Origin of the sequence: Pseudomonas sp. NPDC089396, assembly GCF_044749545.1 — a bacterium.
Lineage (GTDB): Bacteria > Pseudomonadota > Gammaproteobacteria > Pseudomonadales > Pseudomonadaceae > Aquipseudomonas.
Genome location: NZ_JBIVIC010000013.1, coordinates 1 through 23,531, shown reverse-complemented (window position 1 = coordinate 23,531; position 23,531 = coordinate 1). Strand labels below are relative to the sequence as shown.

Here is a 23,531-nt window from a genome sequence, read left to right as displayed (position 1 = left end):
TGGATCAGATGTCCTGGGTCTTTTCTTGCGGCTCGGCGTCCTTGGGCTTCTGCCCTTCGCTGCCGATGGCGTCGCTCAGTGCTTCCTGGGCCGCCTTGTTGGTGTCATCAATGGCCTGCTTGGCCGACTTGGCCGCCTGGTCAAGCATCTGCTGGGCAGATTTCTCGGCCTGGTCGCAGCCAGCCACGCTCACCAGTGCCAAGGCTAGCACCAGCGGTGTACCGATGGATTTGAGTTGCAACATGAAGTCCTCGCTTGTCGATATCCCTGCGGCGCGCACCGCGCCTGATGGGATCGCATTCTAGAGCCCGCAATACATCAGGAAAATTCGTTTTTTCAGCGTGTATACTTCGGTTTTTACGAATCGGGAATGACATGCTCAATTACCGTCAGCTCCACTATTTCTGGGCTGTAGCCAAAACCGGCAGCATTGCCCGTGCCAGCGAGCAGTTGAATTTGACCCCGCAGACCATCAGCGGCCAGATCAGCCTGCTGGAACAAACCTATGGCCTTGAGCTGTTCCAGCGAGTGGGCCGGCAGCTGGAGTTGACCGAAACCGGTCGCCAGGCCTTGGTCTACGCCGAGCAGATGTTCCAGATCGGCGGCGAACTGGAGGCCATGCTGCGGGCCGGCCCGCAGGAGCAGATCCTGTTTCGCGTCGGGGTGGCCGACGTGGTGCCCAAGTCGATCGTCTACCGCCTGCTGGCGCCGACCATGGAGCTGGACGATGTGCTGCGCATCAACTGCCGCGAGGACAAGCTCGAGCGCTTGCTGGCGGACCTTGCGATCCAGCGCCTGGACCTGGTGATTTCCGACAGTCCGATGCCCAGCCACCTGGATATCAAAGGCTACAGCCAGAAGCTCGGCGAATGCGGCCTGAGCTTTTTCGCCACCCCGGCATTGGCGCAGCGCCATGTCGGCACCTTCCCCGCCTGCCTGCAGGATGCCCCGTTACTGATTCCTGGCCAGGAAACCGTGGTACGCAGCCGCCTGCTGCGCTGGCTGGGCGAGCAGCACGTGCAACCACGGATCATTGGCGAGTTCGACGACAGCGCCCTGATGCAGGCGTTCGGGCAGTCCGGCAGCGGGATTTTCGTGGCGCCCAGCGTGATTGCCGAGGAAGTGTGCCGGCAGTATGGGGTCGAACTGGTCGGGCAGACCGACGCGGTGCTGGAGTCGTTCTATGCTATTTCGGTGGAGCGCAAGGTGAAGCATCCTGGGATCCTGGCGATTACCGAGGGCGCGCGGCGGGAGTTGTTTCACTGGTGATCTGGGTGGGCCCTATCGCCGGCAAGCCGGCTCCCACAGGTACACCACAAGTCTTGGAAGCGGTGCTCTACCTGTGGGAGCCGGCTTGCCGGCGATAGGGCCGGAACTGACTGTGGTAAAGTCGCGCCCTTCAAAGATACCGAGACAGTGCTGCACATGACCCCCGTCTTCCGCCTCCTCAACCGTACCAGCCTGGTGACCCAGATCGTCATCGGCCTGGTCGCCGGCATCGCCCTGGCCTTGCTGGCACCGGCCATCGCCCGCGACCTGGGCTTCCTTGGCAAGGTATTCGTCAGCGCCCTCAAGGCGGTCGCGCCGGTGCTGGTGTTCATCCTGGTCATGGCCTCGATCGCCAACCACCGTCACGGGCAGGAAACCCATATTCGGCCGATCCTCTGGCTCTACCTGCTGGGCACCTTCTCGGCCGCCGTGGTGGCCGTGGTCGCCAGCATGCTGTTCCCCTCGCAACTGGTCCTTAGCACCGGCGAGGCTTCGCTGAGCGCACCCGGCGGCATCATGGAAGTGATGCAGAACCTGCTGCTGAGCGCCGTGGACAACCCGATCAATGCCCTGCTCAAGGCCAACTTCATCGGCATCCTGACCTGGGCCATCGGCCTGGGCGTGGCCCTGCGCCATGCAGGCGAGACCACCCGTACCGTGGTCGAGGACCTGTCCAACGGCGTGACCCTGATCGTGCGCGTGGTGATCCGCTTCGCGCCCCTGGGTATCTTCGGCCTGGTCAGCTCCACCCTCGCCCAGTCGGGCCTGAGCGCCCTGCTCGGCTACCTGCACCTGCTGGCGGTACTGATCGGCTGCATGCTGTTTGTGGCGCTGGTGATGAACCCGCTGATCGTGTTCTGGAAGATTCGCCGCAACCCCTACCCGCTGACCTTGCTGTGCCTGCGCGAGAGCGGCATCACGGCATTCTTCACCCGCAGCTCGGCCGCCAACATCCCGGTCAACCTGGCGCTGTCGGCGCGCCTGGGCCTGCACGAAGACACCTACTCGGTGTCAATTCCGCTGGGTGCGACCATCAACATGGCCGGCGCGGCAATCACCATCACCGTGCTGACCCTGGCGGCGGTGCACACGCTGGGTATTGCGGTCGACCTGCCGACCGCCGTGTTGCTCAGCCTGGTCGCGGCAATCTGCGCCTGCGGCGCCTCGGGCGTGGCCGGCGGTTCGCTGTTGTTGATTCCATTGGCGTGCAGCCTGTTCGGTATTCCCAGCGAGATTGCCATGCAGGTGGTGGCGGTGGGCTTCATCATCGGCGTGCTGCAGGATTCGGCGGAAACGGCGCTGAATTCCTCGACCGATGTGCTGTTCACTGCCGCGGCTTGCCTGGCTGAAGAGCGGCGTGGGGCGTGAGGTAGCTGGGGCCGCTTTGCGGCCCTTTCGCCGGCAAGCCGGGCTCCCACGGGTTCACCGCTGCCCTTGAGATCAGCGGGGTACCTGTGGGAGCCGGCTTGCCGGCGAAAGGGCCAGTGATTGCTTAAGCCAAGCGCTTTACCTACGCTAGTGGCCTTTCCCCAGCAATGAGACAGGGCCATGTCAGAACACGAAACCGCAGGCGAAGGCCGCTTCAGCAGCACCGAGATCCGTATTCTAGGCTCGCTGATCGAAAAGCAAGCCACCAGCCCGGAAAGCTATCCGCTGACCCTCAATGCCCTGGTCCTGGCCTGCAACCAGAAAACCAGCCGCGAGCCCGTCATGAACCTCAGCCAAGGCCAGGTTGGCCAGGCCCTTCGCGCCCTCGAAGGCCAGCAGATGACCCGCCTGCAGATGGGCAGCCGTGCCGACCGCTGGGAACAGCGGGTGGACAAGGCCCTGGAGCTGGTACCGGCACAGCTGGTGCTCATGGGCTTGATGTTCCTGCGCGGTCCGCAAACCCTCAACGAGCTGCTGACCCGCAGCAACCGCCTGCACGACTTCGACGACACTGAACAGATCCAGCACCAACTGGAGCGCCTGATTTCGCGCGGCCTGGCCTTGCACCTGCCGCGTCAGGCCGGCCAGCGTGAAGACCGCTACTCCCACGCGCTGGGCGACCCGGCGGAAATCGAGGCGATCCTTGCCGCGCGGCAACAGGAAGGCGGCGCCCGCAGCAGCGGCAGCAGCGTTTCGGAAGAACGGATCGAGGCCCTGGAAGCACGCATCGCAGCACTGGAAGCGCGCCTGGCCGAACTGGAAGGCTGAGCCGCTCAGTGATCCGGCTCGGGGAAGTTGCGACAGCTCTTGCGCGCGGCCAGCTCCCGGTCACTGGGGCGCTGGTCGACGAATACGGTGCGGCCGTCGGCGTAGATCTCGAGGTAGCCCCAGTGAAGGTCCTGTTCCTTCTGCCCGGGCTTGGGTGGCACTAGCCACCAGGGTTCGCGGCTGATCAGGGTCATTGGGTGAGATTCCTGAGTGAGTCTTCAGTAATCATAGACACCCTCAGTCTGGAACGGCCAATCGCCGGCAAGCCGGCTCCCACAGGTACTCCACTGAATTCGACTGCAGTGGTGTACCTGTGGGAGCCGGCTTGCCGGCGATGGGGCCAGTGCAGGCTTATGCCGGCGCCGAAGTCCGAATCAAATGATCGAACGCTGCAAGCGATGCCTTGGCACCCTCGCCCACGGCAATGACGATCTGCTTGTACGGCACCGTGGTCACGTCACCCGCAGCAAACACGCCAGGGATATTGGTCGCGCCCCTGGCATCGACGATGATCTCGCCGCGTGGCGACAGCTCGACCGTGCCCTTGAGCCAATCAGTGTTCGGCAGCAGGCCGATCTGCACGAAGATGCCTTCCAGCGCCAGCTCATGCACCTCATCAGTGGTGCGATCCTTGTAGCGCAGCCCCGTCACCTTCTCGCCATTGCCAACCACTTCGGTGGTCAGCGCGCTGGTGATGACCTTGACGTTGGGCAGGCTGTGCAGCTTGCGTTGCAACACCGCATCGGCGCGCAGCTGGCTGTCGAACTCGATCAGCGTCACCTGGGCAACGATACCGGCCAGGTCGATGGCCGCTTCCACGCCGGAGTTGCCGCCGCCGATCACCGCCACACGCTTGCCCTTGAACAGCGGACCGTCGCAGTGTGGGCAGTAGGCCACGCCCCGGGCGCGGTACTCCTGCTCGCCCGGCACGTTCATTTCCCGCCAGCGGGCACCGGTAGCCAGGATCACGGTCTTGGCCTTGAGCGAGGCACCGCCGGCCAGGCGTACTTCATGCAGGCCGCCATCGGTGGCCGGAATCAGCACTTCGCCGCGCTGCAGGTTCATGATGTCGACGTCGTACTGCTTGACGTGCTCTTCCAGCGCCGTGGCCAGTTTCGGCCCTTCGGTTTCCTGCACCGAGATGAAGTTCTCGATGGCCAGGGTATCGAGCACCTGCCCGCCGAAGCGTTCGGCAGCGACACCGGTACGGATGCCTTTACGCGCAGCGTAGATGGCTGCCGAGGCGCCAGCGGGACCACCGCCGACCACCAGTACGTCGAAGGCGTCCTTGGCGTTGATTTTTTCGGCTTGGCGAGCGCCTGCGTTGGTGTCGATCTTGCCGAGAATCTCTTCAAGGCCCATGCGACCCTGGCCGAACACTTCGCCGTTCAGGTAGACGCTCGGCACCGCCATGATCTTGCGTGACTCGACTTCATCCTGGAACAGCGCACCGTCGATGGCCACGTGGCGCACGTTGGGGTTGAGCACCGCCATCAGGTTCAGCGCCTGGACCACGTCAGGGCAGTTCTGGCACGACAGTGAGAAGTAAGTTTCGAAGGTGAATTCGCCTTCCAGCGCCTGAATCTGCTCGATCACTTCGGCGCTGGCCTTGGACGGGTGGCCGCCGACTTGCAGCAGCGCCAGCACCAGGGAGGTGAATTCATGACCCATGGGAATACCGGCAAAGCGCAGGCTGATGCCGTTGCCATCAAGGGCAGACCCAGGGCGATTGAGCGAGAACGATGGACGACGGGCGTCATCACCATCCGCGCGCAGGGTAATGAGGTTCGACAGGCCGGCGATTTCCACCAGCAGGTCGTGCAATTCGCGGGACTTCGCGCCGTCGTCGAGGGAAGCAACGATCTCGATCGGCTGGGTGACCCGCTCCAGGTAGGTTTTCAGTTGCGATTTAAGCGTGGCGTCCAACATACGGGCGATTCCTTTTTTTCAAACTTCAGATACAAAAACGCCCAGGCAGAGTCGCCCGGGCGTTTGACGGGGCGGTAAGTACTTCAGCTTTGGCGGCTGCTCACCGCCCACGACTGGCGCACGGTCTTAGATCTTGCCGACCAGGTCCAGCGATGGAGCCAGGGTGGCTTCGCCTTCTTTCCACTTGGCCGGGCAGACTTCGCCTGGGTGGGCAGCCACGTACTGGGCAGCCTTGACCTTGCGCAGCAGCTCGCTGGCGTCACGGCCTACACCACCGTCGTTGATTTCGACGATCTTGATCTGGCCTTCCGGGTTGATCACGAAGGTACCGCGATCGGCCAGGCCGGCTTCTTCGATCAGCACGTCGAAGTTGCGCGAGATGACGTGGGTCGGGTCACCGATCAGCGGGTACTTGATCTTGCCGATGGTGTCCGAGGTGTCGTGCCAGGCTTTGTGGGTGAAGTGGGTGTCGGTCGACACACCGTAGATTTCCACGCCCAGCTTCTGGAATTCGGCGTAGTTGTCAGCAAGGTCACCCAACTCGGTCGGGCAGACGAAGGTGAAGTCGGCCGGGTAGAAGAACACGACGGACCACTTGCCCTTCAGGTCGGCTTCGCTTACCTGAACGAATTCGCCGTTGTGGAAGGCGGTGGCGTTGAACGGTTTGACTTGGCTGTTGATGATAGGCATGAGAGACGCTCCTTCATGGGGTTGGAAACAGTTGATGGAGAGAATCCTAACCGCTGGTCGCCATAAAGGCTCATTGGTAAACCTCATGCTCGCGATTGGTTTTGGCTATAACCGAGGTTTATTAATAGAAGGGATTGCGCTGAGCAAAGGATTGCGGGGGGATTTTAGGGCCTCATCGCCGGCAAGCCGGCTCCCACAGGTATTCACACATCCCTGTGGGAGCCGGCTTGCCGGCGATAGGGTCGGTGAGGTTTAGCGCGTAACGGTCCGCATGGTGACGAACTCTTCCGCCGCCGTCGGGTGCACGCCAATGGTTTCGTCGAACTGCTGCTTGGTCGCACCGGCCTTGAGGGCCACGCCCAGGCCCTGGACGATCTCACCCGCATCCGGCCCGACCATGTGGCAGCCCAGCACCTTGTCGGTCTCGGCATCCACCACCAGTTTCATCAGGGTCTTCTCCTGAATGTCGGTGAGGGTCAGCTTCATCGCGCGGAAGCGGCTTTCGAAGATCTGCACCTTGTGCCCGGCCTGCAACGCCTGCTCCTCGGTCAAGCCCACGGTGCCGATCGGCGGCTGGCTGAACACCGCCGTGGGGATGTTCTGGTAGTCCACCGGGCGGTACTGCTCGGGCTTGAACAACCGGCGCGCCACGGCCATGCCTTCGGCCAGGGCTACCGGGGTGAGCTGCACACGGCCGATCACATCGCCAATGGCGAGGATCGACGGCGCAGTGGTCTGGTACTGGTCGTCGACCCGGATGAAGCCGCGCTCGTCCAGCTCCACACCGGTGTTTTCCAGGCCCAGGTCGTCGAGCATCGGTCGTCGGCCGGTGGCATAGAACACGCAGTCGGCCAACAGTTCGCGGCCATCCTTGAGGGTGGCCTTGAGGCTGCCGTCGTCGAGCTTGTCGATACGCTGGATGTCGGCATTGAACTGCAGGTCCAGGCCGCGTTTCTCCAGCTCTTCCTTCAAGTGGGTGCGAACCGAGCCGTCAAAGCCGCGCAGGAACAGGTCGCCGCGGTACAGCAAGGTGGTCGCAGCGCCCAGCCCCTGGAAGATGCCGGCGAACTCGACCGCGATGTAGCCACCGCCCACCACCAGTACCCGACGTGGCAGATCCTTCAGGTAGAAGGCCTCGTTGGAGGTGATGGCCAGCTCCTTGCCCGGAATGTCCGGCACCTGCGGCCAGCCCCCGGTGGCGATGAGGATGTGCTTGGCGCTGTAGCGTTGGCCGTCCACCTCCACTTCGTTGGCCCCGGTGATACGCGCATGGCCTTGCAGCAAGGTCACGCCGCTGTTGACCAGCAAGTTGCGATAGATGCCATTGAGGCGTTCGATCTCGCGGTTCTTGTTGGCGATCAGCGTGCCCCAGTCGAAATGCCCTTCTTCGAGGGTCCAGCCGAAGCCGGCAGCCTGCTCCAGTTCATCGGCAACATGGGCGCCATACACCAAGAGCTTCTTCGGCACGCAGCCGACGTTGACGCAAGTGCCACCCAGGTAGCGGCTCTCGGCCACCGCCACTTTCGCACCAAAGCCCGCAGCGAAACGCGCCGCACGCACACCGCCGGAACCGGCGCCAATCACGAACAAATCAAAATCGTAGGCCATGTATTCAGTCTCCTTGGCTGGCGCTCAGCATACCGCCGTTGGCGCCTGCAAACAAAAAAGCCACCCCGAGGGGTGGCTTTTTCAACCTGCCGTGGCGAATCAGTACGCCTTGCCGGTCTTGTAGTAGTTCTCGAAGCAGAAGTTGGTGGCGTCGATGTAGCCTTCCGCACCACCGCAGTCGAAGCGCTTGCCCTTGAACTTGTAGGCAATCACGCAGCCGTTCTGTGCTTGCTGCATCAGTGCGTCGGTGATCTGGATCTCGCCACCTTTGCCCGGCGGGGTGTTCTTGATGATATCGAAGATATCCGGAGTCAGGATGTAACGGCCGATGATCGCCAGGTTCGACGGCGCGTCTTCCGGGGCCGGCTTCTCGACCATGTTGGTCACACGGAAGATGTCGTCGCGGATCATGTCGCCGGCAATGACGCCGTACTTGTTGGTTTCCTGCGGATCGACTTCCTGGATGGCGATGATCGAGCAGCGGAACTGGTTGTACAGCTTGACCATCTGGGTCAGCACGCCGTCGCCTTCCGGGTTGACGCACAGGTCATCTGCCAGCACCACGGCGAACGGTTCGTCACCGATCAGCGGCTGCCCCGTCAGAATGGCGTGGCCCAGGCCTTTCATTTCGGTCTGACGGGTGTAGGAGAACGAGCACTCGTTCAGCAGGCGACGGATGCCGACCAGGTACTTTTCCTTGTCGGTGCCCTTGATCTGGTTTTCCAGCTCGTAGCTAATGTCGAAGTGGTCTTCCAGCGCACGCTTGCCGCGGCCGGTGACGATGGAGATCTCGTTCAGGCCGGCGTCCAGCGCCTCTTCCACGCCATACTGGATCAGTGGCTTGTTGACCACTGGCAGCATTTCCTTGGGCATGGCTTTGGTAGCAGGCAGGAAGCGGGTGCCGTAACCGGCTGCCGGGAACAAGCATTTCTTGATCATATACGTCCTTAAACAAAGGCTGGGCCTGTGGAGTTCGGCGCAGTCTAATCAGGCGGCAGTCACCTTACAATGCCCCCGCCTGTGGCCGACCGGTGCCAACATAGAGACAACCCAGTGTAGATAGTTCCGGCGGAACGTAAAATTAACGCCCCGCAGAGGTTGCCAGCAGGCGCAGCCCGTGCCTTGGCAGGGGCCGCGCTGCTCAGCGTGATGGCACGGCAACCCCTCAACTACCGGTTCCACGCCCGATCAACACACCCTCGACTTGCTGGCCATACAGGTTGACGCCGTCGTTGGCGTGAAACTTCACCCGGGTCTTCTCGATCGAGCCTTCCACCAGGCGAGGGTCCTGGGGCCGCTCATGGCGATTGATCCAGGCGGCCACGTCCCAGGCCTGCTGGTCGCTCAAGCTCCCCGGCTTGCCCAGCGGCATGTTGTACTTGATGAACGACGCCGCCGTGTTGATGCGGTGCATACCCGCCCCCCAGTTATAGGAGTCCTTGCCCCACAACGGTGGCATCACATAGTCATCGGCCACTTTCTGCCCTTCCCCGTTGTCGCCGTGACAAATGGCGCATTGCTCGTTGTAGACCTGCTGACCCCGCTTGAAGTCGTAACCGCCCTTGGGTTGAGGCACATCGGGATAACCGCGGCCGGCAATCTCCACACCGGTGGGTGCTTTGCTCGACAGCCAGTAGGCATAGACCGACAACGCGGTCATCTGCGGGCTGTCCGCCGCCGGCGGCTTGCCGTTCATGCTGAACTGGAAGCACCCTTGGATGCGCTCGGCATAGGTGTTGACCTTGTCATTTTTCTTGCGATACGCCGGATACATCGGGTACGCGCCCCACATCGGCGCGGAATGCGCCTGACGCCCCTGGTCGAGGTGGCAGTTGCTGCAATTGAGGCCGTTGCCGACGGCCTCGGGCATCAACCGACGGGTATCGACAAACAGCGCATGGCCTTCACGCACCATCTTGCCGAAGGCGTTGTCCGGCAGCTCGCTTTCGGCGGGCGGCACGAATTGCGGGGTTGCCTGGGCACCTGGGACCTTCAGTTGGGACTGGTCTTCCATGGCGATGGGCGAGGCAAACGCATTGCCGATGGCGGCAAGCAACAGGGTTGGCATCAGCGCTCTCATGGCTTGACCTCCGCAGGGGTGGGCGTGGCGAAGTAGTCGGCAATCGCCTTGACCTCGGCATCGGTCATGGCCTTGGCCACGCCGACCATCAGCTGGTTGGGGTCGTTGCTGCGGCTGCCATCGCGCCAGCCATTGAGTTGCGCGATCAGGTACGGCGCGGGTTGTCCGGCCAGGGGCGGAAAGTGATCGCCTACGCCACTGCCACCGGGGCCATGGCATTGCACGCAACCGGGTATCTGCCGGCTCCAGTCGCCGTACAGCGCCAAGCGTGCGGTCGGGTTATCGGCGATCTGTTGCCGGCGCTCGTCCGGCGCGGGGTCGCTCGGGAGGCTGGCGAGGTAGGTGCTGACCGCCTGGATTTCATCCTCGGTCAGGGCCTTGGCCAGCGGCTCCATCACCGGCTGCTTGCGCGTGCCGTTGCGCCAGTCATGCAATTGCTTGCTCAGGTAACCGGCCGGCAGGCCAGCCAGGCGTGGGAACCCGGCAGCGGCGATACCTTTGCCGTCTGGGCCGTGGCAGCCCAGGCAAGCCATGGCAGCGGGGTTGGCCCCGCCCTGGGTGAAGATCTTCTGGCCATCGGCGGCATGCGCCGCGGGCCAGGCCAGGATCAGCAAGCTGCTGATCACGACGCGACTCATCGGGGTCATCACGAAACTCCATTTCTTTTGTTATAAGCTTAAGCTTAAAAAACATAAGCAAATGGATATTAGCCCCGTAGGGGAATACGCAACAACGCCCGCGCCGACCAAGGGCCAGCTAAGCGCGCATCACTTGCCCCAGGTCAACTACCGGAAATGCATTGGGTCGCGGCCGTGCGCACGTCACCCAGGCGCAACGGGAAATTGTTCAACCGCTCGTGCAGCGTGATGCTGCTGCCGCTGCCGCGCTTGTCGATGTCCACCAGCGCAGCCGGCCCGCTGCCGGCCGTGAGTTTCTGCGGCACGATCAGGCGCAAGCCGTCGTCACGCGGCTCTTCCACCAGCGGATCACGGCTATCTGCCAGGTGCTGCTTGACGCAGTCGGCATACGCGCGCGGCGACTTGCCGGAGATCACATCCAGGGTTTCGTGGGATTGTTCCAGTTCGGAGACACTGACACAGCCCCCCAACGCCAAGGTCAACGCTCCTACCATCCACTTCATTTACCGCACCTCTGCCGTCAAGAATCCGCTCTGACAACGGCCAGGCGTTTTTGCTCCCGGCTTCGGCAGATTTATCTGCACGCGGTTCAACCGGTGCGCCAGCCAATCGCGACATCGTGGTATCGTTCGCCTTTGCAGAACCAGACTTTGCGGAGCACCCCATGAAATTCGTACACCAGCGCGAGCACTTGAACGAGGACGACATTGTCGTCATCGAGTGTTCCCAGCGCTGCAACATCCGCCTGATGAACGACGCCAACTTCCGCAGTTTCAAGAATGGCGGCCGGCACACCTATCACGGTGGCCACTTCGAGCGCTTCCCGGCCAAGATCACCGTGCCCAGCACCGGTTTCTGGAACATCACCATCGACACCGTGACGACCCGCCCGATCTCGGTAACGCGCAAGCCAACCTTGACCCACAAGATCAAGATCATCCGTCGCTCTTCGTCGAAACTCGGATAACGCCCGCCATGACCCAGACCAAATACGTCATCAAGTACAAGCTCGACGGCCAGCGCCGCTGGGATTTCGCCGTGATGCCCGATGCATCGCAAGAGCAGGCGCTCGACGCCCTGCGCAAGATCCACGGCGAGGACGCCGACAAGATCAGCGACATCCAGGTCAGCAAGGCCCTGTAACCCCCACTGCGCGCAAGGAGATCCGCATGAGCAACTGGCCCGACCGTCGTATCCTCGATCTGTTGGGCATCGAGTTGCCCATGCTGCAAGCGCCCATGGCCGGTGCCAGCGGCCCGGCCATGGCGATCGCGGTGGCCAACGCCGGCGGGCTGGGCGCCCTGCCCTGCGCCATGCTCACCGGCGAGCAGATACGCGACGAGATCGAAGCCTTTCGCGCCGCCTGCCCGGGGCGGCCGCTGAACCTCAACTTCTTCTGCCACCAGCCGCCGGCTCCAGACCCTGAACGCGCCGCGCGCTGGAAGCAGGTGCTCAAGCCTTACTACCAGGAAGTCGGTGCCGACTTCGAGGCGCCCACCCCGGTCTCCAACCGTGCACCCTTCGATGAGCAAAGCTGCCAGCTGGTGGAGCAGCTGCGCCCGGAAGTGGTGAGCTTCCACTTCGGCTTGCCTGAGCCCACGCTGCTGCAGCGCGTCAAGGCAGCGGGCGCCAAGGTGCTGTCCAGCGCCACCACGGTGGAAGAAGCGGTCTGGCTCGAAGCCCATGGCTGCGATGCGATCATCGCCATGGGTTACGAAGCCGGGGGGCATCGCGGCATGTTCCTCAGCGACGACATCACCAGCCAGATCGGCACCTTCGCGCTGGTGCCGCAGATCGCCGATGCAGTGCGCCTGCCAGTGATCGCTGCAGGCGGCATAGGCGATCATCGCGGCCTGGTCGCAGCCCTGGCCCTGGGCGCCAGCGCGGTGCAGCTCGGCACCGCCTACCTGTTCTGCCCGGAAGCCAAGATTTCTGCCGCCCACCGCCGCGCGCTGGACAGCGCACCGGCCAGCGACACGGCGCTGACCAACCTGTTCACCGGGCGCCCGGCACGGGGCATCAACAACCGCATCATGCGCGAGCTGGGGCCGATGAGTGACCTGGCACCGAGTTTTCCATTGGCCGGTGGCGCGCTGATGCCGCTACGGGCGATCACCGACCCGCAAGGCAATAGCGACTTCAGCAACCTTTGGTCCGGACAGGCGCTGCGCCTGGGCAAAGCGATGTCCGCCGAACAGCTGACCCGAGCGATTGCCGAGCACGCACTGGCGCTGCTCAAGCGGTAAAGCCTCTGGCCTGTGGCGGCGCTCGATTCGGCAAGCCGCTGTCATCGGCACGCCCCCTCTTCTTCAACCCCTTCCCGACAAATGGCCTATCGCTATATAGTTCACACCATAACGATAACCATCCCTAGGAGTTGTTCATGCGCATCCGCCTGTCCCACCTGGCCACCACTGCCCTTGCCAGCCTGATCACCCTCAACAGCGCCTGGGCCGACGAGGTCCAGGTCGCGGTCGCTGCGAACTTCACCGCGCCGATCCAGGCCATTGCCAAGGACTTCGAGAAAGACACCGGTCACAAGCTGGTCGCCGCCTATGGCGCTACCGGGCAGTTCTACGCCCAGATCAAGAACGGCGCACCGTTCGAAGTGTTCCTCGCCGCCGACGACAGCACTCCGGCAAAACTGGAGCAGGAAAAGGAAATCGTCCCTGGCTCGCGCTTCACCTACGCCATTGGCACCCTGGCGCTGTGGTCGCCCAAACCGGGCTACGTCGACAGCAAAGGCGAGGTATTGAAGAAGAACGACTTCCAGCACCTGTCCATCGCCAACCCCAAAGCCGCGCCCTACGGCCTGGCCGCCACCCAGGTGCTGGACAAGCTGAAACTGACCGAGGCCACCAAAGGCAAGATCGTCGAAGGCCAGAACATCACCCAAGCCTTCCAGTTCGTCTCCACCGGCAACGCCGAACTGGGCTTCGTCGCCCTGTCGCAGATCTACAAGGACGGCAAGGTCGAGAGCGGTTCGGCCTGGATCGTACCGGCTGACATGCACGAGCCGATTCGCCAGGACGCGGTCATCCTCAACAAAGGCAAGGACAACCCGGCTGCCAAGGCGCTGGTGGATTACCTGAAAGGCCCGAAAGCCGCTGCGGTTATCAAATCCTACGGTTATGAGCTCTGATGCCACTCGACGCCAGTGACCTGGGCGCGGTCTGGCTGACCCTCAAACTGGCCAGCCTGACCACCCTGATCCTGCTGCTCGTCGGCACGCCCATCGCCTGGTGGCTGGCGCGCACGCGCTCCTGGCTGCGCGGGCCGGTGGGCGCGGTGGTAGCCCTGCCGCTGGTGCTGCCGCCGACGGTGATCGGCTTCTACCTGCTGCTCGCCCTCGGCCCGCATGGCTGGATTGGCCAGGCTACCCAGGCGCTGGGCCTGGGCAGCGTGGTATTCAGCTTCAGCGGCCTGGTGATTGGCTCGACGGTGTATTCCATGCCGTTCGTGGTGCAACCCTTGCAAAACGCCTTCACCGCCATCGGCCAACGGCCGCTGGAAGTGGCCGCGACGCTGCGCGCCAGCCCCTGGGACACCTTCGTCCATGTGGTGTTGCCGCTGGCCCGCCCCGGCTTCGTCACGGCCAGCATCCTTGGCTTTGCCCACACCGTGGGCGAGTTCGGGGTGGTGCTGATGATCGGTGGCAATATCCCCGACAAGACCCGCGTGGTTTCGGTGCAGATCTTCGATCACGTCGAAGCCATGGAGTATTCACAAGCCCACTGGCTGGCCGGTGCCATGCTGGTGTTCTCGTTCCTGGTGCTGCTCCTGCTGTACGCTGGACGCCGCGGCAAGGCTGGCTGGAGCTGAAATGAGCGGATCCATTGTGGCGCGCCTGCAACTGGCGCGCGACGACTTCACCCTGGATGTCGACCTGCAACTGCCCGGTCGCGGCATCAGCGCACTGTTTGGCCACTCAGGCTCCGGCAAGACCTCGGTGTTGCGCTGCCTGGCCGGGCTGGAACGGGCGGCCAAGGCCTATATCGAAGTCAATGGCGAGGTCTGGGAAGACAGCGCCCGCGGCTACTTCCAGGCGCCCCACCTGCGCCCCGTGGGCTATGTGTTCCAGGAAGCCAGCCTGTTCCCGCACCTGTCGGTGCGCGGCAACCTGGAATTCGGCTGGCGCCGCATCGCCGCCCGCGAGCGCAAGGTCGGTCTCGACCAGGCCTGCCAACTGCTCGGCATCGGCCACCTGCTCGAACGCCGGCCAGCGACCTTGTCCGGGGGCGAGGCGCAGCGCGTGGGCATCGCTCGCGCGCTGCTCAGCAGCCCGCGCCTGCTATTGATGGACGAGCCCTTGGCCGCGCTCGACGGGCCACGCAAACGCGAGATCCTGCCCTATCTGGAACGCCTGCACGACGAGCTGGACATCCCGCTGGTGTATGTCAGCCACGCCCAGGACGAAGTGGCGCGGCTGGCCGACCACCTGGTGTTGCTGGAGCAAGGTCAGGCGATGGCCAGCGGGCCGATCGGCGAAACCCTGGCGCGCCTCGACCTGTCGCTGGCCCAAGGCGAGGACGCCGGCGTGGTGTTCGAGGGGATGGTGGTCGGACACGACCCGCACTACGACCTGCTCGACCTGCGCCTGCCCGGCAGCGCCGCGCCTGTACTGCGCATCGCCCATCCGGCCCACAGCATGGGCAGCACCCTGCGCGTCAAGGTCCAGGCCCGCGACGTGAGCCTTGCGCTGGCGGCCGACAGCACCTCAAGCATCCTCAACCGCTTGCCGGTACGGGTGCGCGAAGCCCGCCCGGCAGACAACCCAGCCCATGTGCTGGTGAGCCTGGACGCCGGTGGCAACGCCCTGCTGGCGCGCATCACGCGCTTCTCGGCCGACCAACTTGGCCTGCATCCGGGCCAGGCCTTGTACGCGCAGATAAAGTCGGTGGCACTGCTGGGCTGAGCATCGGTCGCACGGCTGTTGTCCATTGATCAGTGACCTGATCGAGGCTTGCCGCCGATGCTCGACTGCCCCTTGCCACCCAGCCTGCATTACGTGGACGACAACCAGCCCGGCCTCAGCCGCCGCCGCTGGCGCGAGCGCTTCATCTACCTCGACGCGCAAGGCCAGCGTGTGCGCGACAGCGAGACTCTGGCGCGCATCGCCGCCCTGGTGATTCCGCCGGCCTATACCGATGTGTGGATCTGCGCCGACCCGCAAGGCCATCTGCAGGCCACCGGCCTCGATGCCCGAGGGCGCAAGCAGTATCGCTATCACGCGCAGTGGCGCGAACTGCGCGACCAGCACAAGTACGGGCGCATGCTGGCCTTCGCCCAGGCCCTGCCCAAGCTTCGCGCGCAACTGGAACTGCACCTGGCCCGCCCAGGGCTGGACCGGGAAAAAGTCATGGCGCTGGTGGTCAGCCTGCTGGATCACACGCTGATCCGCATCGGCAACCAGCGCTACCTGCGCGACAACAAGTCATACGGCCTGACGACGCTGCGCAATCGCCACGTCAAGGTAGAGGGCAGCACCATTCGGTTCCAGTTCCGCGGCAAGCGCGGCGTGGAGCACAATGTCACGCTGCGCGACCGGCGCCTGGCGAACCTGCTCAAACGCTGCATGGAACTGCCAGGGCAAGCCCTGTTCCAGTACCTGGACGAAGACGGTCAGCGCCATAGCATTGGCTCCAGCGAGATCAACCAGTTCCTGCAGCAACTGACCGGCGCCGACTTCACCGCCAAGGACTACCGCACCTGGGCCGGCAGCAGCCTGGCCCTGAGCCTGCTCAAGCCGCTGGCCTGGGAGCCGGAAAGCGAAGCCAAGCGCCAGGTCAGCAACATCGTCAAGGAGGTCGCCGCACGGCTGGGCAACACGCCGGCGGTATGCCGGCGCTGCTACATCCATCCCGCGGTGCTGGAGCATTACGCTCAAGGGCGCCTGTCAGCTTTGCCCAGCCGGCGAGTGCGCAAAGGCCTGGACCCCGAAGAGGTCGCCTTGCTGCTGTTTCTGCAAGCCCTGGAGGATTCAGGCAATGATTGAACGCGTCTATCTCAACGATGATGCAGAGAAATTTCCCATACGCGCCGAACCCCCCTATCCTTGCCGTCGAGCACCTTCGTCGAGGCACCAAAAGCTCACTGAATCGACACCTGCGACTAAAGACACACGACAGATTTTCTATTTCGGGGAATTACTATCCGCCGAAAGCGTCTTTAATGAGAAGGAAGAGGGACAGGCTCCCACCGCTGCGGCACTGGCCAGGCGGATTTCTACATCACCAAGGAGAACTACATGCTGATACTCACCCGTAAGGTTGGCGAAAGCATCGTCATCAACGATGACATCAAAGTCACCATTCTGGGCGTCAAAGGGATGCAGGTGAGGATTGGTATCGATGCACCTAAGGATGTTCAGGTGCACCGTGAGGAAATCTTCAAACGGATCCAGGCTGGCAACCCAGCACCCGAGAAGCACGACGACCAGCACTGACCTGCCAACTACAAGTCGCACGGACGCGCTTGATCGTACCGAAAGGCTGATATTGCTCATCACCTGAGCGTCAGGTATCCAGCAATTCGCGCACCTTGGCGATCATCTTGTCCATGTCGAACGGCTTGTCGAATACCGCGGCGAACAGCTCCGGACGTCCTTGGCTGGCCTGGGCGCCGCTCATGAGGATCACTGGCAAGTCGCACAACGCCAGCTCCTCGCGAATAGCCAACACCAGCTCCTCGCCATTGAGCACGGGCATCATGTAGTCGGTGATGACCAGCTCCACGCGCTTCTCCTTGAGCGCTTCCAGGGCCTTGCGCCCGTTGCTCGCCTTCTCGACCAGAAAGCCTTCGTCTTCCAGGGCAAAGCCGAGGATATCGGCGATCAGGTATTCGTCATCGACGATCAGGATGGTATTCATCGGCCGGCCCCGTCATCCACTCCCTTGCGGCACCGGGGTACCCGAGAGCACGCCGCAGGCACCCTCGAACGCTTTGCGCAGGCTGATGCCCTGCGCGCTGAAATGCAACGCGTGCAGCGCCGGGTCATGGTGGCTGTCGCGCACCTTGAGGATCGACAACATGCGCTGCAGTTGCGAGTCCAGTTCAACAAAGCGCATGAGCATCAGGTTGTCGACGATGCTCGACAGATCCGGCGCTGGCGCGGTGATTTCCGAACCGAAGATGTCGCGCATTTCCCACGTGAGCATGACGCTGACATCCCTCGCCCGCAGCTCTCCCGTCAGTGCCCTGAAGAAGGCATTGAGCCGTGCCGGGTCCGCCGCAAGGCGACTGAACGCCCCGAGGCTATCGATAAACACACGCTTGCTGCCTAATCGATCGACCTGCTCCAGCAAGCGCGCACCGACCTGGTCGAGCAAGCCTTCGGTGGTCGGTTGCCAGCACAGCTGCAAGGCGCCCTGTCGCTCCAGATCCGCGAAGTCGTAACCCAGCGATGTCGCCTTCAGGCGCAATCGATCGGGCGTTTCGTAAAAGCCGAAATGCAGGCCTGGTGCCTCGGCACTGGAGGCGCTCAGAAAGGCCAGGCCCAAAGACGTCTTGCCGACCCCCGAAGGGCCCATCAACAGACTGGTCGAGCTGCGGGCCAATCCGCCACCAAGCATTTCATCGAGTGTGTCGATGCCTGTGGTCACCCGGTTCAAGCTCGCGCAACCTGGTTGGCTGGGGTGGCTGTAGAGCGCTTCCAGACGCGGATAGACATGCATCCCGGCCTCGTCGATCAAGCATTCGTGGCGCCCCGACAGCGCCCCGCTGCCGCGCGTCTTGCGCAGCTGGATATGGCGCACGGCGCGGCTGCCGATCAACTGCTCGCCCAGTTCGATCACCCCATCGACCATGGTGTGTTCGGGGCTGCCCTCATCCAGCCGGGCGCTGGTCAGCAGCAACAAGGTGCACCCGGCAAAGGCCGCATGGCCTTGCAGCTCCGAGACGAACTTCTTGGTGTCCAACGAGGTTTCCGCACGCACGCGGGCATTGAGCACACCGTCGACGATCAGCAAGCTGGCCTGCTGACGGGCGATTTCCTGGCGCAGCAGCTTGACCACCGCATCCAGCCCCTCCTGTTCGAGGGTATCGAAGGCGCTGACGAACTGGATCTGGTCGCCGACCAACGCCGGGTCGAAGAACTCCAGGGTCGCCAGGTACTGGAACAGCCGCTCGTGGGACTCGCTGAGCAAAGTCGCCACCAGCACCCGGCCGCCTTGGCGCACGTGGCCACAGGCCAACTGGTTGGCGAGAATGGTCTTGCCGGCGCCAGGTGGCCCTTGAATGATGTAGGAAGCACCCGCAACCAGACCGCCCTTGAGCAGTGCATCGAGCCCCGCTATCCCCGTCACCAGCCGCTTGAGTACTTGTGCCATGGTGGCTACCCGTCGAGTTGACCATCCGAATTGTGCCGGCAGACCGGCAGGTACAGGCGCATGCACGTACCCTTGCCCATTTCGCTTTGGACATTGATGGCGCCATTGCTTTGCTTGGCAAAGCCGTAGGCTTGGCTCAGCCCAAGGCCCGTACCCTTGCCAAAGGGTTTGGTGGTGAAGAACGGTTCGAAGATACGCGGCAGCACCTTCACTTCGATGCCGGGGCCGCTGTCGCCCACCTCGAAGCACACGTAAGCCCCGCACAGACCTTCTACTTCGCCCGCGAGCTCGACGGCGCTGACCGCCAAGCGGATCGTACCCTGGCCTTCGATGGCATCTCGGGCATTGAACAACAGGTTGAGCAAAACCATCTGCAGTTGCCCGACATCCACCTCGATCAGCGGCAAGTCAGGCTGCAGGTGCTCTTCCAGCACGATCTCACGGGGCAATGCATGCTCCAGCAAACCCCGGGTTGCCCCGAGCAGTTCGGCGGGAGCGATCTGGGTGACTTCAAGCTGCCGATGACGGGCGAATGTCAGCAGCTGCTTGGTCAGCTCGGTGCCCCGCTGGCCCGCATCGAGGATGTGCTCCATCAGGCGTCGCAGGCGCACCGGGTCTTTGCTTTCCTTCGCCATCCGCGCCGAATTGATGATGATGGTCAGCAAGTTGTTGAAGTCGTGGGCCAGCCCACCGGTCAGCTGCCCCAGTGCCTCGAGCTTCTGCGCCTGGAACAGCTGGGCGCGAACGGCATCCAGCTGCAAGGCGGATTCGCGCCGGTCAGTGATGTCGCGGGTGACCTTGGCCAGGCCGATGACCTGACCTTGCTCATCGCGGATGACATCCAGTGCCGCCAACGCCCAGAACCGGGTGCCATCCTTGCGTACGCGCCAGCCCTCGTCCTGCGCCACCCCCTGTTCGAGGGCTTGCTTGAGCAGGCGCTGGGGGCGACCATCGAGGCAATCCTCATGGGTGAAGAACAACGAGAAATGCTTGCCGACCACTTCCTCGGCGCGGTAGCCCTTGATGCGCTCGGCACCGGCGTTCCAGGAGACCACGAGGCCTGTGGTATCGAGCATGTAGATGGCGTAGTCCACCACTGACTGCACCAACCGCTCATAGCTGTTGGCAAGCATGACAGGGTGGTCGGGGCGGTCAGCTGGAACCATGCAAACTCCACAGGCACAGCAGGAGGGAAAGAATGAGCTTAGCCAAAGATACACGCCGAGGTCAGCGCGTGCGGCGCAGGCTTAGCCAGGCTCACGTTCGACCAGCACCGGACTGACCCGCCGCGGCATCGCCACTTTCAGCAGCCAAAGGCACACCAGCACGATCACCCCGCCGCCACCCAGGGCCATCAGCCGTTGAGGCTGTGGGTGCTCGTCGGCAAACCCGAGCATCAACAGGTAGCCCCCCAGCGAGGCCAGGCTGATGTAAAGAAAGGCTCCCAGCAACAAGACATGGGCGAATAGCACCCGCCAGTACCAGCGGGGGCGAACGAGACGTCCGGTGTCAGTGGGACGGGAAGCCGGCGGCATGGCTACACACTCATTGGATCCAAAAGAAGCGGCAACAGTGGCGTAATGACACCTATGGTGTCAATTATGCCTCTGTGTGACGCCTTCCCTCCTTTGATCATAGGCGCTACGGTTGACTCAACTATAACAATGGGTTATAAAGCGCGCTTGATTGTCAGGCCCTTCTGCTAGAAGCGCGCCGGTCTTCACGACCCTTTCAAGCGTGCGAGTGTGGTGGAATTGGTATACACAGCAGACTTAAAATCTGCTGACTGTCAACACCTTTTCTGTCATGCCATTGCAGCGACCTAAACAGCTATAGGCCACGTACCACAAAGCTTCTAGCGTTTCCCATTCCCCTCTATATCCTTCATTATCTTTGGTCTTTTTGAGAGCTTGGTAGCCATTTGGTAGCCGGCACTCAAAATTAAGCTCAGCTCTCGTAAGCTTTCCTCAGCTCTCGTAAGCCCAAAACGCCTCCTCCTCGAAAAATCTCATATTTTCTAAAATATTTTCCACCATCATATCGGCTACCAAACCCGCCCTGCAGGCACAAAAAAACCCAGATCGATCTGGGCTTCTTGCTAGCCTGAGCATCGTGCCAAGGCCTGTATGAGCATCATGCTCGCGGTTCGGTAGCGCTCAGCAACCAGACGGGCAATACATAGTTTTGGAAAAAGCCACAACATCTTGCGTGCGGTAATAAATACGACGAGAGACATGCTTTAACGCAGGAATTTCTGTCGCGTGTTTATTAGTATATCGCCAGAACCTCAAGGTTTCTTTTGACACACCAAGCGCGTCAGCAGTCTCATGCACATCGAGAAACTCTTTAGTCAATTTATCAGCCGCGATCATAAAAACCTCTCAAATATACGCTTCCACCGGAGTATCCCTCCCTTGGTGTCAATTAAAGCTAAATGTTTGCGCAGCCAGTCGTCAAGGCACGAGAGACACATTTTCAAATGGGTGTGTCAGCAGCATACTCACTGACTGGCCTGAAACCCTAGCAAACACAGATGGGTATGCCAGACGCATACCTTTATAGAGATAATTGAAAACCCACTGAACGGTGAACGAGAGCTGCGGGGGGCTGGGTACTCGAGGATTGATCATCGCCGCAATGGATCACCCCGCGCCGACTCTACGATAAAAACTTTCAACCGCACACCATCTGTATGAAGCAAATACAGCGACGCCGCCTTTACCAGCATTAGCTACCCCCCGAATGTTCGCGACCTCTACGGGTAAGCGCCAAAGCACTAGAAACCCAATAATTTAACGGTATGTTTTCCGCGTACTTTCTTTAAAAAATTGCACTTTTTTGTTTGAGGTCAAAATCAAGCCAGCGCCTACGGCGCTGAAAAAAGCGATGCGCCTACGGCGCTCAAAAGCAAGCCACGCTCACGCGCATGCGCGTGAGGTGAAGTAGCGAGCAAAGGGGCGAGGCAAGGGTGGCATGCAGACCTGAGCTATCAACATCCACCTAAAACAGCAGAATTTACGATCTCAAAATGGCATCAAAAATCTGCAAAATAAGAGATCTCTGCTTTTTTTTGCTAACAAAATAATAGAGCTCCGTTTTTGAAAAATCATTTCAAGGGGGGTATGAAAAAAAATTTCATGAGGGCTTCAGAACGAGCGGATCACAGCACATCCATACACCGTCGAAAAATATACTAACGGTTGATGCCAAACTATACTGATGGTTTATTTACGACGCGAAATCCGGCTCACTTGCCAAGAAACCAATATCGACGCGTTTTTTTCTTGATTTTATGTGCTAAAGTCACGTCATCTTGAAACCCTATCAACGCATCGTTAACTCAACGAAAAAGTGACTTCCGTGCAATCAAAAAACTCTTCTCAGCCTCAAGATCCAGAAATCAGATCAGCCTTTCAGATTGCCATGCCGATCAATGTGATGCATACCACTGTGCATCTGCATGACATAGATCATTTATCTAGAAATTATCAAAACTATTCGACATCTGAGTTGATCTATCAGGCGGATTATCCGTGGGCCAGTAGCTTTGCGATGGGTCACCCTTTCGTGGAATGGCAATCAAGGCCTGATTGGAGCGATGAGCAGAAAAAACGCTTTATTACTGAGGCTTGGAGAGGGGGTTACCTGGGAGCTTATATAGTAAACTCCTGGCACCAGGTTGTTGATGGGAGCTATGAGCCCTACAGTAATCTACTCATAGACTGAATCGCCCCTGGTTTCGTAGACACCTCCAAGCCTCATAATGAGGCCCAAACAGGAGGTGCCATGAGTCGTCAGCGTTACCCCGAAGAATTCAAAATCGAAGCGGTCAAGCAAGTGACCGAGAAAGGCAAACCTGTCGCTGATGTCGCTCAGCGCTTGGGCATGTCCGTGCACAGCCTTTACGCGTGGATCAAGATCTACAGCAAGCCCCAAGAGCAGCGTCAGCAAGACGATGATCAGCAGGCCGAACTGCGCAAGCTGCGCGCTGAACTCAAGCGGGTGACGGAGGAGCGAGACATCTTAAAGAAGGCCGCCGCGTACTTTGCCAAGGAGTGCGGCTGAAGTACGCCTTCATCAAGAAGCACTCGACGGATTACCCAGTGCGCCGCCTTTGCCAAACCCTCAAGGTGCATCCCAGCGGCTACTACGCTTGGCTGGCCGAGCCTCAATCTGCCCGAGCCAAAGAAGATCAACGCCTGCTTGGCTTGATCAAGCATGCCTGGTTAGAAAGCGGAGGCGTGTATGGCTATCGCAAAATTCACGATGACCTACGAGAGCTAGGAGAGATCTGTGGACGGAATCGAGTCGGTCGTTTGATGCAGGTAGAGGGACTGCGTTCGCAAACTGGCTATCGGCGGCGTCCGGGGTTTTACGGTGGAAAACCAACAGTGGCCTCGCCCAACCATCTCGCGCGGCAGTTCAAAGTCAGTGAGCCGAATAAGGTCTGGGTGACCGACATCACCTACATCCGTACGTATGAAGGTTGGCTGTATCTGGCGGTTGTGCTGGATCTGTTCTCTCGCCAAGTCATCGGTTGGTCAATGAAGCCCAGGATGTGCAGCGACCTGGCCATCGACGCCATGCTGATGGCCGTGTGGCGACGCAAGCCACAGCAGCAAGTGATGATTCACTCAGATCAAGGCAGCCAGTTCAGTAGCTCAGATTGGCAAAGTTTCTTGAAGGCCAACAACGTGATTAGCAGCATGAGTCGCCGAGGAAACTGCCATGACAACGCCGTGGCCGAGAGCTTTTTCCAGCTTTTGAAGCGGGAACGAATCCGGCGAAAGATCT

26 protein-coding genes and 1 pseudogene are annotated in these 23,531 nt (G+C 61.3%); 13 read left to right on the top strand and 14 right to left on the bottom strand.

The genetic code is table 11. The features are described 5' to 3' along the window. Nucleotides 1–4: 4 nt before the first annotated feature. Nucleotides 5–244: a hypothetical protein gene (locus ACIPZB_RS21350; RefSeq protein ID WP_400642519.1), complete on the bottom strand. Its 240-nt coding sequence runs from the start codon at nucleotides 242–244 to the stop codon at nucleotides 5–7. 131 nt (nucleotides 245–375) lie between these two features. On the opposite strand from ACIPZB_RS21350, the gene nhaR reads away from it, so the two are divergent. The 3 genes from nhaR to ACIPZB_RS21335 all read left to right on the top strand — a co-directional run bounded on the left by nhaR (nucleotide 376) and on the right by ACIPZB_RS21335 (nucleotide 3,465). Then, nucleotides 376–1,269 (top strand): transcriptional activator NhaR, encoded by an 894-nt coding sequence (nhaR, locus tag ACIPZB_RS21345; RefSeq protein WP_400642518.1) that lies wholly within the window; start codon nucleotides 376–378, stop codon nucleotides 1,267–1,269. Nucleotides 1,270–1,425: 156 nt separating this feature from the next. After that, entirely contained in the window at nucleotides 1,426–2,637 is a 1,212-nt protein-coding gene (sstT, locus tag ACIPZB_RS21340) for a serine/threonine transporter SstT (RefSeq protein ID WP_400642517.1), read from the top strand. 180 nt (nucleotides 2,638–2,817) lie between these two features. Then, on the top strand, nucleotides 2,818–3,465 hold the full coding sequence (locus ACIPZB_RS21335) for a YceH family protein (RefSeq protein ID WP_400642516.1): 648 nt from the start codon (nucleotides 2,818–2,820) through the stop codon (nucleotides 3,463–3,465). Nucleotides 3,466–3,470: 5 nt separating this feature from the next. Here the strand turns inward: ACIPZB_RS21335 and ACIPZB_RS21330 are convergent, their stop codons facing one another. From ACIPZB_RS21330 to ACIPZB_RS21295, 8 genes are all read right to left on the bottom strand, one after another. Next, the gene (locus ACIPZB_RS21330) at nucleotides 3,471–3,659 is read right to left on the bottom strand and encodes a hypothetical protein (protein ID WP_400642515.1); all 189 of its coding nucleotides are present in this window, start codon (nucleotides 3,657–3,659) and stop codon (nucleotides 3,471–3,473) included. A gap of 157 nt (nucleotides 3,660–3,816) precedes the next feature. Further along, nucleotides 3,817–5,394: an alkyl hydroperoxide reductase subunit F gene (gene ahpF, locus ACIPZB_RS21325; protein WP_400642514.1), complete on the bottom strand. Its 1,578-nt coding sequence runs from the start codon at nucleotides 5,392–5,394 to the stop codon at nucleotides 3,817–3,819. 126 nt (nucleotides 5,395–5,520) lie between these two features. Then, nucleotides 5,521–6,084: an alkyl hydroperoxide reductase subunit C gene (gene ahpC, locus ACIPZB_RS21320; RefSeq protein ID WP_008090543.1), complete on the bottom strand. Its 564-nt coding sequence runs from the start codon at nucleotides 6,082–6,084 to the stop codon at nucleotides 5,521–5,523. Between the two features lie 252 nt (nucleotides 6,085–6,336). Further along, nucleotides 6,337–7,692, bottom strand: a complete 1,356-nt coding sequence (gene gorA, locus ACIPZB_RS21315) for a glutathione-disulfide reductase (protein ID WP_400642513.1) — start codon at nucleotides 7,690–7,692, stop codon at nucleotides 6,337–6,339. A gap of 99 nt (nucleotides 7,693–7,791) precedes the next feature. Continuing rightward, entirely contained in the window at nucleotides 7,792–8,631 is an 840-nt protein-coding gene (gene galU / locus ACIPZB_RS21310) for a UTP--glucose-1-phosphate uridylyltransferase GalU (protein WP_400642512.1), read from the bottom strand. A 226-nt stretch (nucleotides 8,632–8,857) separates the two neighbouring features. After that, nucleotides 8,858–9,772 (bottom strand): c-type cytochrome, encoded by a 915-nt coding sequence (locus tag ACIPZB_RS21305; protein ID WP_400642511.1) that lies wholly within the window; start codon nucleotides 9,770–9,772, stop codon nucleotides 8,858–8,860. Next, nucleotides 9,769–10,419: a c-type cytochrome gene (locus ACIPZB_RS21300; protein ID WP_400642510.1), complete on the bottom strand. Its 651-nt coding sequence runs from the start codon at nucleotides 10,417–10,419 to the stop codon at nucleotides 9,769–9,771. Before ACIPZB_RS21300 ends, ACIPZB_RS21305 begins: the two co-directional genes overlap by 4 nt. 134 nt (nucleotides 10,420–10,553) lie before the next feature. Beyond that, on the bottom strand, nucleotides 10,554–10,913 hold the full coding sequence (locus tag ACIPZB_RS21295) for a hypothetical protein (protein WP_400642509.1): 360 nt from the start codon (nucleotides 10,911–10,913) through the stop codon (nucleotides 10,554–10,556). Between the two features lie 161 nt (nucleotides 10,914–11,074). Here ACIPZB_RS21295 and ACIPZB_RS21290 point away from each other — a divergent pair, with 161 nt between their 5' ends. The 8 genes from ACIPZB_RS21290 (at nucleotide 11,075) to csrA (ending at nucleotide 16,855) form a co-directional block, all read left to right on the top strand. Beyond that, nucleotides 11,075–11,377, top strand: a complete 303-nt coding sequence (locus ACIPZB_RS21290; RefSeq protein ID WP_008090281.1) for a DUF1883 domain-containing protein — start codon at nucleotides 11,075–11,077, stop codon at nucleotides 11,375–11,377. 8 nt (nucleotides 11,378–11,385) lie between these two features. Beyond that, nucleotides 11,386–11,553 carry a hypothetical protein gene (locus tag ACIPZB_RS21285; protein ID WP_008090280.1) on the top strand — a complete coding sequence of 56 codons (168 nt, stop codon included), beginning with the start codon at nucleotides 11,386–11,388 and terminating at the stop codon, nucleotides 11,551–11,553. 26 nt (nucleotides 11,554–11,579) lie between these two features. Then, nucleotides 11,580–12,656, top strand: a complete 1,077-nt coding sequence (locus tag ACIPZB_RS21280) for an NAD(P)H-dependent flavin oxidoreductase (RefSeq protein WP_400642508.1) — start codon at nucleotides 11,580–11,582, stop codon at nucleotides 12,654–12,656. Between the two features lie 137 nt (nucleotides 12,657–12,793). Then, nucleotides 12,794–13,552: a molybdate ABC transporter substrate-binding protein gene (modA, locus tag ACIPZB_RS21275; RefSeq protein WP_400642507.1), complete on the top strand. Its 759-nt coding sequence runs from the start codon at nucleotides 12,794–12,796 to the stop codon at nucleotides 13,550–13,552. Continuing rightward, nucleotides 13,552–14,232 (top strand): molybdate ABC transporter permease subunit, encoded by a 681-nt coding sequence (gene modB / locus ACIPZB_RS21270; protein WP_008089326.1) that lies wholly within the window; start codon nucleotides 13,552–13,554, stop codon nucleotides 14,230–14,232. The genes modA and modB overlap by 1 nt, the downstream gene beginning before the upstream one ends. A 1-nt stretch (nucleotide 14,233) precedes the next feature. Beyond that, nucleotides 14,234–15,325 (top strand): molybdenum ABC transporter ATP-binding protein, encoded by a 1,092-nt coding sequence (gene modC, locus ACIPZB_RS21265; RefSeq protein ID WP_400642506.1) that lies wholly within the window; start codon nucleotides 14,234–14,236, stop codon nucleotides 15,323–15,325. A 57-nt stretch (nucleotides 15,326–15,382) separates the two neighbouring features. Beyond that, entirely contained in the window at nucleotides 15,383–16,405 is a 1,023-nt protein-coding gene (locus ACIPZB_RS21260) for a DNA topoisomerase IB (protein ID WP_400642505.1), read from the top strand. Nucleotides 16,406–16,657: 252 nt separating this feature from the next. Then, entirely contained in the window at nucleotides 16,658–16,855 is a 198-nt protein-coding gene (csrA, locus tag ACIPZB_RS21255; protein WP_008089330.1) for a carbon storage regulator CsrA, read from the top strand. 70 nt (nucleotides 16,856–16,925) lie between these two features. Here the strand turns inward: csrA and ACIPZB_RS21250 are convergent, their stop codons facing one another. The 5 genes from ACIPZB_RS21250 to ACIPZB_RS21230 form a co-directional block, all read right to left on the bottom strand. Then, a complete protein-coding gene (locus ACIPZB_RS21250; protein ID WP_400642504.1) occupies nucleotides 16,926–17,279 on the bottom strand; it encodes a response regulator in 354 nt (117 codons plus the stop codon). Between the two features lie 12 nt (nucleotides 17,280–17,291). Next, nucleotides 17,292–18,737 carry an ATPase domain-containing protein gene (locus ACIPZB_RS21245; RefSeq protein ID WP_400642503.1) on the bottom strand — a complete coding sequence of 482 codons (1,446 nt, stop codon included), beginning with the start codon at nucleotides 18,735–18,737 and terminating at the stop codon, nucleotides 17,292–17,294. A gap of 5 nt (nucleotides 18,738–18,742) precedes the next feature. Next, on the bottom strand, nucleotides 18,743–19,903 hold the full coding sequence (locus tag ACIPZB_RS21240) for a nitrogen regulation protein NR(II) (RefSeq protein ID WP_400642502.1): 1,161 nt from the start codon (nucleotides 19,901–19,903) through the stop codon (nucleotides 18,743–18,745). A gap of 81 nt (nucleotides 19,904–19,984) precedes the next feature. Then, nucleotides 19,985–20,272 carry a hypothetical protein gene (locus ACIPZB_RS21235; protein ID WP_400642501.1) on the bottom strand — a complete coding sequence of 96 codons (288 nt, stop codon included), beginning with the start codon at nucleotides 20,270–20,272 and terminating at the stop codon, nucleotides 19,985–19,987. 621 nt (nucleotides 20,273–20,893) lie between these two features. After that, nucleotides 20,894–21,109, bottom strand: coding sequence for a helix-turn-helix domain-containing protein (locus tag ACIPZB_RS21230; protein ID WP_081315102.1), 216 nt, complete (start codon nucleotides 21,107–21,109; stop codon nucleotides 20,894–20,896). Between the two features lie 988 nt (nucleotides 21,110–22,097). Between ACIPZB_RS21230 and ACIPZB_RS21225 the strand changes: the two genes are divergently transcribed. Both ACIPZB_RS21225 and ACIPZB_RS21220 read left to right on the top strand, forming a co-directional pair. Further along, nucleotides 22,098–22,463: a hypothetical protein gene (locus ACIPZB_RS21225; protein ID WP_400642500.1), complete on the top strand. Its 366-nt coding sequence runs from the start codon at nucleotides 22,098–22,100 to the stop codon at nucleotides 22,461–22,463. A 60-nt stretch (nucleotides 22,464–22,523) separates the two neighbouring features. Next, nucleotides 22,524–23,531, top strand: a pseudogene (locus tag ACIPZB_RS21220) (IS3 family transposase); the annotation flags it as partial.

Excerpts from the sequence above, each read along its gene's own strand:
- ACIPZB_RS21350 (WP_400642519.1), bottom strand. The coding sequence starts at position 244 with ATGTTGCAACTCAAATCCATCGGTACACCGCTGGTGCTAGCCTTGGCA.
- nhaR (WP_400642518.1), top strand. The coding sequence starts at position 376 with ATGCTCAATTACCGTCAGCTCCACTATTTCTGGGCTGTAGCCAAAACC.
- sstT (WP_400642517.1), top strand. The coding sequence starts at position 1,426 with ATGACCCCCGTCTTCCGCCTCCTCAACCGTACCAGCCTGGTGACCCAG.
- ACIPZB_RS21335 (WP_400642516.1), top strand. The coding sequence starts at position 2,818 with ATGTCAGAACACGAAACCGCAGGCGAAGGCCGCTTCAGCAGCACCGAG.
- ACIPZB_RS21330 (WP_400642515.1), bottom strand. The coding sequence starts at position 3,659 with ATGACCCTGATCAGCCGCGAACCCTGGTGGCTAGTGCCACCCAAGCCC.
- ahpF (WP_400642514.1), bottom strand. The coding sequence starts at position 5,394 with ATGTTGGACGCCACGCTTAAATCGCAACTGAAAACCTACCTGGAGCGG.
- ahpC (WP_008090543.1), bottom strand. The coding sequence starts at position 6,084 with ATGCCTATCATCAACAGCCAAGTCAAACCGTTCAACGCCACCGCCTTC.
- gorA (WP_400642513.1), bottom strand. The coding sequence starts at position 7,692 with ATGGCCTACGATTTTGATTTGTTCGTGATTGGCGCCGGTTCCGGCGGT.
- galU (WP_400642512.1), bottom strand. The coding sequence starts at position 8,631 with ATGATCAAGAAATGCTTGTTCCCGGCAGCCGGTTACGGCACCCGCTTC.
- ACIPZB_RS21305 (WP_400642511.1), bottom strand. The coding sequence starts at position 9,772 with ATGAGAGCGCTGATGCCAACCCTGTTGCTTGCCGCCATCGGCAATGCG.
- ACIPZB_RS21300 (WP_400642510.1), bottom strand. The coding sequence starts at position 10,419 with ATGACCCCGATGAGTCGCGTCGTGATCAGCAGCTTGCTGATCCTGGCC.
- ACIPZB_RS21295 (WP_400642509.1), bottom strand. The coding sequence starts at position 10,913 with ATGAAGTGGATGGTAGGAGCGTTGACCTTGGCGTTGGGGGGCTGTGTC.
- ACIPZB_RS21290 (WP_008090281.1), top strand. The coding sequence starts at position 11,075 with ATGAAATTCGTACACCAGCGCGAGCACTTGAACGAGGACGACATTGTC.
- ACIPZB_RS21285 (WP_008090280.1), top strand. The coding sequence starts at position 11,386 with ATGACCCAGACCAAATACGTCATCAAGTACAAGCTCGACGGCCAGCGC.
- ACIPZB_RS21280 (WP_400642508.1), top strand. The coding sequence starts at position 11,580 with ATGAGCAACTGGCCCGACCGTCGTATCCTCGATCTGTTGGGCATCGAG.
- modA (WP_400642507.1), top strand. The coding sequence starts at position 12,794 with ATGCGCATCCGCCTGTCCCACCTGGCCACCACTGCCCTTGCCAGCCTG.
- modB (WP_008089326.1), top strand. The coding sequence starts at position 13,552 with ATGCCACTCGACGCCAGTGACCTGGGCGCGGTCTGGCTGACCCTCAAA.
- modC (WP_400642506.1), top strand. The coding sequence starts at position 14,234 with ATGAGCGGATCCATTGTGGCGCGCCTGCAACTGGCGCGCGACGACTTC.
- ACIPZB_RS21260 (WP_400642505.1), top strand. The coding sequence starts at position 15,383 with ATGCTCGACTGCCCCTTGCCACCCAGCCTGCATTACGTGGACGACAAC.
- csrA (WP_008089330.1), top strand. The coding sequence starts at position 16,658 with ATGCTGATACTCACCCGTAAGGTTGGCGAAAGCATCGTCATCAACGAT.
- ACIPZB_RS21250 (WP_400642504.1), bottom strand. The coding sequence starts at position 17,279 with ATGAATACCATCCTGATCGTCGATGACGAATACCTGATCGCCGATATC.
- ACIPZB_RS21245 (WP_400642503.1), bottom strand. The coding sequence starts at position 18,737 with ATGGCACAAGTACTCAAGCGGCTGGTGACGGGGATAGCGGGGCTCGAT.
- ACIPZB_RS21240 (WP_400642502.1), bottom strand. The coding sequence starts at position 19,903 with ATGGTTCCAGCTGACCGCCCCGACCACCCTGTCATGCTTGCCAACAGC.
- ACIPZB_RS21235 (WP_400642501.1), bottom strand. The coding sequence starts at position 20,272 with ATGCCGCCGGCTTCCCGTCCCACTGACACCGGACGTCTCGTTCGCCCC.
- ACIPZB_RS21230 (WP_081315102.1), bottom strand. The coding sequence starts at position 21,109 with ATGATCGCGGCTGATAAATTGACTAAAGAGTTTCTCGATGTGCATGAG.